The organism is Leclercia sp. LSNIH3, from assembly GCF_002935105.1.
Lineage (GTDB): Bacteria > Pseudomonadota > Gammaproteobacteria > Enterobacterales > Enterobacteriaceae > Enterobacter > Enterobacter adecarboxylatus.
On the sequence record NZ_CP026387.1, the window covers coordinates 1,552,197 to 1,565,231 of the forward strand.

Genomic DNA, 13,035 nt, shown 5'->3' on the forward strand with positions numbered 1-13,035 from the left:
GCTTACGCGTAACCGTAGCTCATCAGACGCTGGTAACGACGGTTAAGCAGATCTTCTTTGCTCAGCACGTCGAGGTCTGCGAGATCGGCCAGCAGCTGCGCCTTCAGAGAGGCCGCCATCACTTCCGGCTTACGGTGCGCGCCACCCAGAGGTTCCGGGATAACGGTATCGATCAGCTTCAGCTCTTTCAGACGCGGGGCGATAATGCCCATCGCTTCAGCAGCCAGCGGCGCTTTGTCGGCGCTTTTCCACAGAATGGATGCGCAGCCTTCCGGGGAGATAACGGAATAGGTGCTGTACTGCAGCATATTCACTTTATCGCCCACGCCAATAGCCAGCGCGCCACCGGAGCCACCTTCACCGATAACGGTACAGATGACTGGCACGGTCAGGCGTGACATTTCGCGCAGGTTGCGGGCAATCGCTTCAGACTGACCGCGCTCTTCTGCACCGACGCCAGGGTATGCACCCGGGGTGTCGATAAAGGTGATGATCGGCATGTTGAAACGCTCGGCCATCTCCATCAGACGCAGGGCTTTACGGTAACCCTCCGGCGCTGGCATCCCGAAGTTGCGGCGAATTTTTTCTTTCGTTTCGCGCCCTTTCTGGTGGCCAATAATCATCACCGGACGACCGTCGAGGCGTGCGATACCACCAACGATAGCTTTATCGTCGGCATAAGCGCGATCGCCTGCCAGCTCGTCGAATTCATCGAACGCCAGGCGGACATAATCCAGGGTGTACGGACGCTGTGGATGGCGCGCCATCTGGGCTACCTGCCATGCGCCGAGATCGGCAAAGATTTTGCGCGTCAGTTCTACGCTCTTTTCACGCAGACGATGCACTTCTTCGTCGATGTTAATATCCAGTTTTTCATCCTGACGGCCAACGGCGGTCAGAGAATCGATTTTCGCTTCCAGCTCTGCAATCGGCTGTTCGAAATCAAGGAAATTCAGACTCATAGTATTCCTGTATTAGTCAAACTCCAGTTCCACCTGCTCCGAACCAATGAGGCCACGCAGATCGTTGAGTAAACGATCGCTCGGAGAGACACGCCACGACGCACCAAAGCGCAACCGTGCACGCGCATCCGCCCTCTGATAGTAGAGATGTACTGGAATGGTCCCCGAGCGGTGGGGTTCCAGAGACTGACGGAGTCGGTTTAAAAGCTGGTCATCAATTTGCCTGTCCGTCAGCGAGATAGCAAGCCCGCGAGCATATTTTTCCCGGGCTTCGTCAATGTCCATCACTTCGCGGGCGGTCATTTTAAGCCCCCCGCTGAAGTCATCAAAGCTGACCTGTCCGCTGACGATAAGTATGCGGTCTTTTTCCAGCAACTGCTGATATTTATCCAGTGCATCGGTGAATAACATCACCTCCAGACGCCCGGAACGGTCATCCAGCGTACAGATGCCGATACGATTGCCGCGCTTGGTGACCATAACCCTCGCGGCAATGACGAGCCCCGCAGCCGTGGTAATCTTACCACGTTCTGTCGGATGCATGTCTTTCAGCCGATAGCCTCCGACATAGCGCTCAATTTCTTTAAGATACTGGTTGATCGGGTGCCCGGTCAGGTACAGGCCCAGCGTTTCACGCTCACCATCCAGAACCGTCTGTTCCGGCCACGGCTGACAGCTGGCATAGGATTGTTCGATCTGCTCCGGCTCTTCTGCCAGCACGCCAAACATATCCGCCTGACCAATAGCTTCCGCTTTTGAGTGCTGATCGGCGGCCTTCAGGGCATCGGCCAGCGAGTTCATCAGCGCGGCACGATGCGGCCCGAGACGGTCAAACGCCCCGGACATGATCAGCTTTTCCAGCACCCGGCGATTAAGCTTTTTAATATCGGTACGGGCGCACAGGTCGAACAGCTCGCGGAAATAACCGCCCTGATTACGGGCCTCGATGATCGCTTCGATCGGGCCTTCACCCACGCCTTTAATCGCGCCGATACCGTAAACAATCTCTCCGTCATCATTGACGTGGAAATGGTACTGACCGGAGTTGATATCCGGCGGCAGGATCTTCAGTCCCATTCGCCAGCACTCATCCACCAGGCCCACCACCTTCTCGGTGTTATCCATATCGGCGGTCATTACCGCGGCCATAAACTCTGCCGGGTAGTGCGCTTTGAGCCACAGGGTCTGATAGGAGACCAACGCGTAGGCAGCGGAGTGCGATTTGTTAAACCCGTATCCGGCAAATTTCTCTACCAGATCGAAGATTTTCATCGCCAGTTCGCCGTCGATGCCGTTCTTTTTCGCCCCATCCTCAAAGACAGAACGCTGCTTGGCCATCTCTTCTGGCTTTTTCTTACCCATAGCACGACGCAGCATGTCCGCGCCGCCGAGGGTATAGCCAGAGAGTACCTGGGCAATCTGCATAACCTGTTCCTGATACAGGATTATGCCGTAGGTTGGCTCCAGCACCGGTTTCAGGCTTTCGTGCTGCCACTGCACATCAGGATAGGAAAGCTCTTCTCGGCCGTGCTTACGGTCGATAAAGTTATCTACCATCCCCGACTGCAGCGGCCCCGGACGGAAAAGTGCCACCAGGGCGATCATGTCTTCGAAGCAGTCAGGCTGCAGGCGTTTGATCAGATCTTTCATGCCGCGGGATTCAAGCTGGAACACCGCCGTGGTTTCCGAACGCTGCAGCATGTCGAAGCTTTTCTTATCATCCAGCGGGATCGCGGCGATATCGATCGGCTCCAGGCCCTGTTTGGCCCGGCGCGGGTTGATCATCTTCAGCGCCCAGTCGATGATGGTGAGCGTACGCAAGCCGAGGAAGTCAAACTTCACCAGGCCAGCGTATTCTACGTCGTTCTTATCAAACTGGGTGACCGGGTGCGAACCGGTTTCATCGCAGTAGAGTGGCGCAAAATCGGTAATTTTGGTCGGAGCAATAACCACCCCACCGGCGTGTTTACCGGCGTTACGGGTGACGCCCTCCAGCTTACGCGCCATATCGATCAGCGCTTTGACCTCTTCGTCGGCCTCGTAGATTTCAGGCAGTTGCGGCTCTGCTTCGAAGGCTTTCGCCAGGGTCATGCCCGGATCGGGCGGTACCAGCTTCGAGATACGGTCAACAAAGCCGTACGGATGCCCCAGTACGCGGCCCACGTCGCGGATAACCGCTTTTGCGGCCATGGTCCCGAAGGTAATAATCTGTGATACCGCATCGCGGCCGTACATGTCGGCCACGTGGTCGATAACCTGGTCGCGTTTCTCCATGCAGAAGTCGACGTCGAAGTCGGGCATCGAGACACGTTCCGGGTTGAGGAAACGTTCGAACAGCAGGTCAAACTCAAGCGGATCGAGGTCGGTGATTTTCAGCGCATAGGCCACCAGCGATCCGGCACCCGAACCACGGCCCGGCCCTACCGGTACGCCGTTATCCTTCGACCACTGGATAAACTCCATTACGATCAGGAAGTAGCCGGGGAACCCCATCTGGTTGATAACCTGAAGTTCAATATCCAGACGTTCGTCATATTCCGGGCGCTTTTCGGCGCGAACGGCCGGATCCGGGAAGAGAAACTCCAGACGCTCTTCCAGACCTTCTTTCGATTTCAGGACCAGGAAGTCTTCGGTGGTCATGTCGCCGGTCGGGAACTGCGGCAGGAAATACTCGCCCAGGCGAACGGTGACGTTGCAGCGTTTAGCAATCTCTACGCTGTTTTGCAGCGCTTCCGGGATATCGGAAAACAGCTCGCACATCTCCTCTTCGCTGCGCATGTACTGCTGCGGCGAATAGTTACGCGGGCGTTTCGGATCGTCGAGGGTAAACCCATCGTGGATGGCGACGCGAATTTCATGGGCGTCAAAGTCATCGGCATTGATAAAGCGCACATCGTTGGATGCCACCACTGGCAATCCATGCTCTTCTGCCAGCGCCACCGCGGCGTGCAGATAACTCTCTTCATCAGGACGGCCGGTGCGGATCAGCTCCAGGTAGAAGCGATCCGGGAAATATTCTTTATAAAAATCGACACACTGCTCCACCAGCGCGCCATTGCCGCGCAACAGGCAGCGACCAACATCGCCCATACGCCCGCCGGAGATCAGCAGCAGCCCTTCATTCAGCTCCGCCAGCCACTCCCGATCGATCCATGGACCCTGCGCGCCGTAGCCACGCTGATAGGCGCGGGAGATCAAAAGCGTCAGGTTCTGATAACCCGTGTTATTCAGCGCCAACACGGTGATCTGCGTCATTTCATCGGCGAGAAGCTCGCTCTGAACGTGAAAGTCGGCACCAATCACCGGCTTCATACCGGCACCGTGCGCCGTTCCGTAGAACTTCACCAGACCGCACAGGTTGGTGAAGTCGGTGATCGCCAGCGCAGGCATGCCAAGCGCGGCCGCCTTTTTCACCAGCGGCCCGGTCTTCGCCAGCCCATCAATCATGGAATAGTCGCTGTGCACCCGCAGGTGTACGAAACGTGGTTCAGCCATCTTCAGATTCCGCGTTACTTATTGGCGTCTTGATTCAGGACATCAGTCCCAGTGCGCGTTTCACCGGCCCAAAACTGCGACGATGATGTTCAGTTGCGCCGTGTTCAGCCAGTCTTTCCAGATGGAAAGCGGTAGGATACCCCTTATGCTGGGCAAAGCCATACTGGGGAAAAGTGAGATCCAGCGCGGCCATTTCGGCATCGCGGGTGACTTTGGCAATAATCGAGGCGGCGCTGATTTCGGCTACCCGGCTGTCGCCTTTGACGACCGCCAGTGACGGCATGGGTAGCGCCGGACAACGATTCCCGTCGATCAGCACATATTCGGGCACCACGCTCAGCCCGGCTACCGCACGCTGCATCGCCAACATTGTGGCATGGAGGATGTTCAGTTCGTCGATCTCATGCGGCTCCGCCCGCCCCAGACTCCAGGCCAGCGCTTTTTCTTTAATTTCATCGTATAACGCCAGACGGCGCTTTTCGGATAATTTCTTCGAGTCATTCAGCCCGATAATCGGACGAGCAGGATCGAGGATCACCGCGGCAGTGACAACGGCCCCCACCAGCGGCCCACGACCCACTTCATCCACACCCGCCACCAGATGGGTGTGAGGGTAAACAAATTCCATCATTGTGCTAACTCCAGCACCGCGTCAGCCGCCTGCTCATCGGCATTACAGCGGATCTGCTGATGCAGCTCCCGGAAGGTGTCATGCATTTCATGGCTGGTTTTGCCGTTGGCCAGCAGCGGTAATAGCGCAGCGGCTAACGCCTGTGGCTGGCACTCATCCTGCAGCAACTCTTTCACCAGCTCGCGTCGGGCAAGCAGGTTTGGCAGGGAGACGTAATCGGTTTTCACGAGACGTTTCGCCAACCAAAAGGTGAACGGCTTCATACGATAGCCTACGACCATCGGGCATTTCGCCAGCATACACTCCAGCGCGGCAGTGCCGGATGCCAGCAGCGCGGCATCGCTGGCCACCATCGCCTCACGGCCCTTGCCATCTAACAGATGAACATGCAGATCCGGGGCGACCTCGGCCTTAATGCGCTCGAACTGTTCCCGGCGTTTGGCATTTACCAGCGGCACGACCACTTCGAGATCAGGGTAGGTCTGACGCAGGATCTGCGCCGTTTTAAGGAAATCTGCGCTGAGCATTTCCACTTCTGCCCCACGACTACCCGGCAGCAGGGCCAGACAGTGCACGTCATGCGGAATGCCAAGCACGTCGCGCGCCGCATTTTTATCGGGGTCCAGCGGCATGGCATCAGCCATTGTGTGACCGATAAAGCGGCACGGCACATTGAATTTATCGTAAAACGCTTTTTCGAAAGGCAGGAAAGCCAACACCAGATTCGTCGATCTGCCTATTTTGAAAACGCGTTTCTGTCGCCACGCCCAGACGGACGGACTGACGTAATGAATGGTTTTGATCCCCTGCTTTTTCAGATTCCCTTCAAGGGTAATATTGAAATCAGGCGCATCAATGCCGACGAAAACATCGGGCTGAAGTTCGGTAAAACGGCGTGTTAAATCGGCGCGGATGTGCAGCAAACGGCGCAAGCGCCCCAGCACCTCAACGATGCCCATCACCGCCAGCTCTTCCATCTCGTACCAGGCTTCACATCCTTCGGCCTGCATCAATGGACCGGCAACGCCGACAAAGCGCGCATTGGGAACGCGCGCTTTGAGCGCTCGAATAAGACCAGCACCAAGAATATCGCCGGAGGTTTCTCCGGCGACAAGGGCGATCGTCAGCGGGCGACTATCAACCATTAACGAATCAGACCACGGGTTGAGCGTGCGAAGAATTCCACAAACGCGTTCACCTCAGGGTGCTGTTTCGCCAGTTCAGCGATTTCCGGCTTCGCCTCTTCCAGCGTTTTACCGTTACGGTACAGCTGTTTGTAGGCGTTACGGATAGCCATAATCGCTTCACGGCTGAAGCCGCGGCGCTTGAGGCCTTCGATGTTGACACCAAACGGCGTCGCATGGTTACCCTGCGCAATCACATACGGCGGGACGTCCTGCGCCACGCCGGAGCAGCCGCCTACCATCACGTGCGCACCAATGATGCAGAACTGATGGACAGCGGTCATGCCGCCAATGATGGCATGATCGTCAACTGATACGTGTCCCGCCAGCGTTGCGTTGTTGGCGAGAATACAGCGGTTACCAACGGTACAGTCATGCGCGATGTGCGCGTTGACCATAAACAGGTTATCGCTGCCCACCTTCGTCAATTCACCACCCTGTACTGTGCCACGATGAATGGTTACGCTTTCGCGAATGCGGTTACGATCGCCAATTTCCACACGGGTCGGTTCACCAGCATATTTCAGATCCTGGTTAACTTCACCGATGGAGGCGAACTGATAGATCACGTTATCGCGGCCAATGGTCGTATGACCATTCACCACAACGTGAGATTTCAGTACGGTACCCTCACCAATTTCAACATGGGGTCCAACAATACAAAATGGACCAATGTGAACGTTAGCACCGATAACGGCACCCTCTTCCACAATGGCGGTTGGATGAATAAAGGCGGTTTTATCAATCACGTATCAGGCCTCCCGGCTACGCGCACACATCATGGTAGCTTCGCAAACAACTTTGCCGTCAACCAGAGCTACGCCTTTGAAGCGAGTCAGGCCGCGACGCGTTTTTTCAAAAGTCACTTCCATGATCATCTGATCACCAGGTACAACCGGGCGCTTAAAGCGCGCTTCGTCGATACCTGCGAAGTAATACAGCTCACCCGGCTCCAGTTTACCAACGCTTTTAAACGCCAGAATACCGGTAGCCTGAGCCATCGCTTCCAGGATCAATACGCCCGGGAAGATAGGCTTCCCAGGGAAATGCCCCTGGAAGAATGGCTCGTTTACAGAAACATTTTTCACTGCGCGCAGAAAACGACCTTCTTCAAAATCCAGCACACGGTCTACCAGCAAAAACGGGTAGCGGTGCGGCAGAAGTTCTAAAATCTCTTCAATATGCAGAGTATGAGTGTCAGTAGTCAAAATACTCTTCCTGTCAAAATATCTGAATGGCAATAATAACACGGCCTGCCGGTTTATAAGAAAGCCGACAGGCCGGGAAGTATGCGTTTAACGGGTGAACGCTTAGTCTTGTTGATCGATTTTGCGCTCAATGGCCTTGAGGCGCTTACTCATATCATCAATATTCATCACCAGGGCAGCAGTTTTACGCCACACCTTGTTAGGCTGCAACGGAATACCTGAGGAGTAAACGCCCGGTTCAGTGATAGGACGCATAACCATGCCCATCCCTGTAACCGTGACTTTATCGCATATTTCCATATGCCCGTTAATGACGCTGGCACCGCCAATCATACAGTAACGGCCGATCTTCAGGCTGCCCGCCATAATAACGCCACCGGCAACCGCCGTATTGTCGCCAATCACAACGTTATGTGCAATCTGGCACTGGTTATCGATGATAACACCATTACCGATTATCGTGTCATCAAGCGCGCCACGGTCAATGGTGGTGCATGCGCCGATTTCGACACGATCGCCGATGATCACCCGTCCCAGCTGCGGGATCTTGACCCAATTACCACGATCGTTGGCATAACCGAAACCATCTGCGCCAATAACGGTGCTGGAATGGATCAGGCATTGTTCACCAATTTCGATCTCATGATAAACGGAGACATTGGCCCACAGGCGAGAGCCTGCACCAATTTTTGTTTTTTTACCTACGAAGCAACCGGCACCAATGACAACGTTATCGCCCAGCAAGACGTCTGATTCGATAACCGCATTTGCACCAATTGATACGTTATTACCCAGCTGCGCCGTCGAATCAATCACCGCACTGGGTGCGATGTTTTGTGCCGGCTGCGGCGTGGTATCCAGAATTTGTGCCATACGGGCGTATGTCAGGTAGGGATTCTTCACTACCAGCGCTGCACCTTTGGCAAACGGCAAATCGTCCTGCGTCAGTACGACAGCAGACGCCTGGCAAAGAGCCAGATGTTCACGGTACTTCGGGCTTACCATGAAGGTGATAGTGCCTGCTTTAGCAGACTGCATGGACGCAACAGCGGTGATGACGATATCGCCATCACCGTGTAATTCTGCATCCAACTGCTGAGCTAAATCAGCGAGTCGAATTGAAGGCATTACTTATTTAACCTGTTTCAGGACATCAGCGGTGATGTCTTTAACATCGCTGCTGTTGAATGCAACAGCGTTGCCATCAACAACCAGATCGATGTTCTGATCGGCGGCAACAGCTTTCACGGCGGACTGGATACGGGTAACCAGCTTGCCACGTTCTTCGTTAGAACGACGTTGACGATCCTGCTCAAAAGCTTGCGCTTTCTGAGAGAAAGTCTGACGCTGAGCCATTACGTCTTTTTCCAGTTTGCTGCGCTCGCTCGCTTTCATGGTAGAACCATCGCGCTGCAGACGCTGCATTTTGGATTGCAGATCTTTTTCCATACCTTGCAGTTCGCTTGCACGGCCTTTGAACTCGTTCTCCAGCGTGGCAGAAACACCCGTTTTCTGCGCAACCTGCTGGAACAAGTTACCCATATTGACGATTGCAATTTTGTCTGCAGCCTGAGCAGAAGTTGCCATCGCTAAACCGAGACCTGCAGCTAATAACCACTTTTTCACAATTAACTCCTTACCATCCCATTGGTACCCGAAGGTACCGTTCTTTGCGTGGCAAGGCGATCCTGCGATCGCCAGTTGTCAGCGCTACACTGCCAACGCATTCCTTTGCAACAGACAATTACCAGGTTTTACCAATGTTAAACTGGAACTGTTCCGCTTTGTCTCCTTCGTATTTCTTAAACGGCTGGGCGTAAGAGAAGACCAACGGCCCCAGCGGTGACATCCATTGTAGTGCGAGACCCGCAGACATACGAATATTGCTCGGATCGCTGTAGTCTGGAATACCGGCAGCCCGGGTCGCACTGGTATTTTCCCAGTTAGTATCCCATACGGTACCCGCATCCAGGAAGAAGGACGTACGTACGGAATTGGCATACTTATCGCTGATAAACGGCGTAGGGGTAATAAACTCCAGGCTTGCAACACCCATTGCGTTACCGCCTACTGCGTCATCAGAGCTACATACTTCGCTTGATGAAGACTTATTGCAGTTATCTTCGTCATTACCGCCGTAATAGGCTGCTTTCGGACCAATGTTATTGGACTGGAAGCCACGTACGGTGCTTGAACCACCTGCATAGAAGTTCTCGTAGAATGGCAGTTCTTTGCCACCTAAGCCGTCGCCGTAACCCCAGCGCGTACGACCCAGAACCACCCATTTGTGATCTTCGTCGATCGGGAAGTATGACGCGGTATCGAGAGTAACTTTATAAAACTCATTGTCAGAGCCCGGGACCGTAACTTTACCGTTCAGGTTGACGCGTGAGCCTTCGGTCGGGAAGAAACCACGGTCGAGGCGGTTATACGTCCAGCCATAGTTGAAGGTGAAGTCATCTGCGGCAAAGCCGTTATCATCATTGGAGGTGCTTGCAGATTGTCCAATAGAGTCCAGATAACGCCACATGGCCACCTGCGGTTGCATGTTGGACAGGTCGTTATGCACGTAACCTAAACCAGCACGCAGGGTGTTGTATTCGTTAATTGGGAAACCGAGCGTACCATCAACGCCGTAGCTTTTGTTGGTGTACGAAGACAGGTCTGCATCATCCGCTTTAAAGTCGTTATAGAAAATACGACCGCCCAGACTCACACCATCAACGGTGAAGTAAGGGTTAGTAACAGAGAGCTCAGAGTAAGTCTGGTAGTCGTTTTTGGTACCGTTGATACCTACAGAATAGCCAGTACCTAACCAGTTATCCTGCTGCACGCCCACCTGGAAGCTGACGCCACTTTCAGTACCGTAACCGACACCAAAGTTAAAGCTACCGGTGTTACGCTCTTTGACCTTATAGACCACGTCAACCTGATCCGGTCTGCCTGGTACACGCTGGGTGTCCGTATCAACCGTTTCGAAATAGCCCAGACGGTTCAGACGCTCTTTACCCTGGTCAACCAGATCGCTGCCCAACCACGCCCCTTCCATCTGGCGCATTTCGCGGCGCAGTACGGAGTCTTTAGAGGTGTCGTTGCCTTCAAAACGGATCTTACGTACGTAGAAACGGTTACCCGCATCAACGTTAACGTGGAGCTTAACGGTTTTATCCGTATCGTTGATTTCAGGCTGAGTTTGTACACGTGGATAAGCATAACCGTAACGGCCGAGCAGCTTTTTAATGCCGTCTTCCATTTTGGTCACTTTCGCACCGCTATACAGCTCGCCCGGCTGAAGCTTGGTCAGACTCTCGATTTCAGCAGAGTGCCCTGCCAGGTTGCCACTCACTTCAACACCAGAAAGCTTGTACTGATCGCCTTCGGTAATGTTAACCGTGATGTAGATACCTTTCTTGTCAGGAGTCAGACTGACCTGAGTCGAATCGATGTTGAAGCGCGCATAGCCGCGATCCAGATAGTAGCTGCGTAGGGTCTCGAGATCGCCCGCCAGTTTCTGTTTCTGGTATTTACGGTCGCCCACTACGTTCCACCACGGCACTTCGTCACGCAGCTGGAAGGTTGAGATCAGCTCATCGGTGGTGAAAGCATGGTTACCGACGATGTTAATCTGCTGGATCTTCGCGGAGACGCCTTCCTGGAACACCAGTTTAAGGTCAACACGGTTACGCGGCAGCGGGGTGACAACGGCTTTTACGCTCGCGCTGTATTTACCGACGCTGTAATAAAAATCTTCCAGCCCTTTCTCGATGTCAGACAGGGTAGTACGATCCAGAGATTCGCCGACACGGACGCCAGAGGCCTCAAGGTTTTGCTTGAGCATGTCGTCTTTCACCGACTTGTTGCCGGAGAAAGTGATGCTGGCAATAGTTGGACGCTCTTTTACCTGCACCAGCAGCGTATCACCATCGCGCAGAACGCGAACGTCCTCGAAGTTGCCAGTGGCAAACAGGGCGCGAATGGTATTACTAATGTCTTCATCATTAACCGTGTCGCCTGGGCGCACTGGCATACTGAGGAGGGCCGCACCAACGGCGACACGCTGAAGGCCTTCGAAATGAATATCTTTCACTACGAACCCGTCAGCACCGTATACGGTCGCGCTGCTAAACAGCAGCGACGCTATGAGCAACTTTTTCATCGCCATCGTTATTATGCGTTCTTCCTAACACTCTCTTACAACCGAGAGAAATCATTGAAAAGTGCAAGCCCCATTAACAGCACCAGTAAAATCGAACCAATGCGATAACTAAAGTCTTGAACTCGCTCGGATACCGGCCCGCCTTTTAGCTTCTCGATCGCTAAAAACAGCAGATGACCCCCGTCTAAAACAGGCAGTGGGAACAGATTTATTATCCCGAGGTTCACGCTAATGAGCGCAAGGAACATGAGATAGTAAATCACCCCGAACTCTGCTGACATCCCAGCCCCCTGAGCGATCGAAATCGGCCCACTGAGGTTGTTCAGTTTTACGTCACCGGTAATCAATTTCCCCAGCATCTGCACGGTCAGCTTCATCAGTTGCCATGTTTTATCCGTGGCTTCAAGAATGGCGCTGAACGGCCCATACTGGCGTATTGTCTTGTACTCATCAGGCAGCGGGATGACTTTTGGCACCACGCCTGCAAAACCTTCAGCCTTTCCGCCACCCGGTTTCGTATCCGGGATAAGCGTTAAGGAGAGCGGGCTGCCCTGCCTTTCTATCTCCAGCGCCAGCGGCGTACCTGGATTATCACGCACCAGAGTAACAAAGGTCATCCACTGCGTTAAAGGTTGACCATCGACTTTAACGATCCTGTCGCCCGCTTGCAAACCTGCTTTACGCGCTGCGGAGTCAGACTGCACTTCTGCCAGCACCGGTTCAATCTGTGCGCTGCGTGGGCGAATGCCTAAAGCCGCTACAGGATCTTCTTTATCTGGCTCAAAGGTCCAGTTGCGTAAATTCAGGATTTTATCCTGACGCGTACTGGAACCGAAAGGTGACACGCTGACGGTGGTCTGCTCATCGCCAATTTTGGCAACCAGTTGTAACCGCACGGAATCCCAATCAGGGGTTTCGATACCATCAATCGCTTTAAGTTCCATCCCTGGGTTAATTTGCGCGCTTGCCGCGATGGAGTTGGGTGTTATTTCACCAACAACCGGACGAACGCCAGGGACACCGATGATAAACACCAGCCAGTAAGCAAAGATAGCGAAGATGAAGTTTGCCACCGGACCAGCAGCAATGATGGCGGCGCGCTGGCCGACGGTTTTGTTGTTGAACGCGTAGTGGCGCACTTCAGGCGCCACTGGCTCTACGCGCTCATCCAACATTTTGACGTAGCCGCCGAGCGGGATAAGGGCAATAACAAATTCTGTGCCGTGGCGGTCGTTACGACGCCAGAGCGCTTTCCCAAAACCAATAGAAAAGCGCTCTACACGCACGCCACAGCGCCGAGCAACCCAGAAATGGCCAAATTCATGCACCGTGATAAGCACACCCAGTGCAACAATGAACGCCGCCAGATTCCAGAGAATGCTAAGCATAAAACCTTCCG

At 54.0% G+C, this 13,035-nt stretch carries 10 protein-coding genes; all 10 read right to left on the reverse strand.

What is annotated here, in order from left to right:
* Nucleotides 1-2: 2 nt before the first annotated feature.
* Nucleotides 3-962, reverse strand: a complete 960-nt coding sequence (accA, locus tag C3F35_RS07595) for an acetyl-CoA carboxylase carboxyl transferase subunit alpha (RefSeq protein ID WP_032616629.1) — start codon at nucleotides 960-962, stop codon at nucleotides 3-5.
* Nucleotides 963-974: 12 nt separating this feature from the next.
* Entirely contained in the window at nucleotides 975-4,457 is a 3,483-nt protein-coding gene (dnaE, locus tag C3F35_RS07600; protein WP_032616628.1) for a DNA polymerase III subunit alpha, read from the reverse strand.
* Between the two features lie 34 nt (nucleotides 4,458-4,491).
* Complete coding sequence (gene rnhB / locus C3F35_RS07605) at nucleotides 4,492-5,088, reverse strand: ribonuclease HII (protein WP_059308697.1); 597 nt, start codon at nucleotides 5,086-5,088, stop codon at nucleotides 4,492-4,494.
* Nucleotides 5,085-6,233, reverse strand: coding sequence for a lipid-A-disaccharide synthase (gene lpxB / locus C3F35_RS07610; RefSeq protein WP_032616626.1), 1,149 nt, complete (start codon nucleotides 6,231-6,233; stop codon nucleotides 5,085-5,087). Before lpxB ends, rnhB begins: the two co-directional genes overlap by 4 nt.
* Nucleotides 6,233-7,021 carry an acyl-ACP--UDP-N-acetylglucosamine O-acyltransferase gene (gene lpxA / locus C3F35_RS07615; protein ID WP_032616625.1) on the reverse strand — a complete coding sequence of 263 codons (789 nt, stop codon included), beginning with the start codon at nucleotides 7,019-7,021 and terminating at the stop codon, nucleotides 6,233-6,235. The genes lpxB and lpxA overlap by 1 nt, the downstream gene beginning before the upstream one ends.
* 3 nt (nucleotides 7,022-7,024) lie before the next feature.
* Entirely contained in the window at nucleotides 7,025-7,480 is a 456-nt protein-coding gene (fabZ, locus tag C3F35_RS07620) for a 3-hydroxyacyl-ACP dehydratase FabZ (RefSeq protein WP_007373234.1), read from the reverse strand.
* A 102-nt stretch (nucleotides 7,481-7,582) separates the two neighbouring features.
* Nucleotides 7,583-8,608 (reverse strand): UDP-3-O-(3-hydroxymyristoyl)glucosamine N-acyltransferase, encoded by a 1,026-nt coding sequence (lpxD, locus tag C3F35_RS07625; protein WP_077227182.1) that lies wholly within the window; start codon nucleotides 8,606-8,608, stop codon nucleotides 7,583-7,585.
* A gap of 3 nt (nucleotides 8,609-8,611) precedes the next feature.
* A complete protein-coding gene (gene skp / locus C3F35_RS07630; RefSeq protein ID WP_032616621.1) occupies nucleotides 8,612-9,106 on the reverse strand; it encodes a molecular chaperone Skp in 495 nt (164 codons plus the stop codon).
* Between the two features lie 118 nt (nucleotides 9,107-9,224).
* The gene (gene bamA / locus C3F35_RS07635) at nucleotides 9,225-11,642 is read right to left on the reverse strand and encodes an outer membrane protein assembly factor BamA (protein ID WP_032616619.1); all 2,418 of its coding nucleotides are present in this window, start codon (nucleotides 11,640-11,642) and stop codon (nucleotides 9,225-9,227) included.
* A gap of 29 nt (nucleotides 11,643-11,671) precedes the next feature.
* Entirely contained in the window at nucleotides 11,672-13,024 is a 1,353-nt protein-coding gene (gene rseP / locus C3F35_RS07640; protein WP_032616618.1) for a sigma E protease regulator RseP, read from the reverse strand.
* Between the last annotated feature and the right edge of the window lie 11 nt (nucleotides 13,025-13,035).

What these genes read in the sequence shown, in the direction of transcription:
- rseP (WP_032616618.1), bottom strand. Translation starts at nt 13,024, where the DNA reads ATGCTTAGCATTCTCTGGAATCTGGCGGCGTTCATTGTTGCACTGGGT.
- dnaE (WP_032616628.1), bottom strand. Translation starts at nt 4,457, where the DNA reads ATGGCTGAACCACGTTTCGTACACCTGCGGGTGCACAGCGACTATTCC.
- lpxB (WP_032616626.1), bottom strand. Translation starts at nt 6,233, where the DNA reads ATGGTTGATAGTCGCCCGCTGACGATCGCCCTTGTCGCCGGAGAAACC.
- lpxD (WP_077227182.1), bottom strand. Translation starts at nt 8,608, where the DNA reads ATGCCTTCAATTCGACTCGCTGATTTAGCTCAGCAGTTGGATGCAGAA.
- accA (WP_032616629.1), bottom strand. Translation starts at nt 962, where the DNA reads ATGAGTCTGAATTTCCTTGATTTCGAACAGCCGATTGCAGAGCTGGAA.
- rnhB (WP_059308697.1), bottom strand. Translation starts at nt 5,088, where the DNA reads ATGATGGAATTTGTTTACCCTCACACCCATCTGGTGGCGGGTGTGGAT.
- bamA (WP_032616619.1), bottom strand. Translation starts at nt 11,642, where the DNA reads ATGGCGATGAAAAAGTTGCTCATAGCGTCGCTGCTGTTTAGCAGCGCG.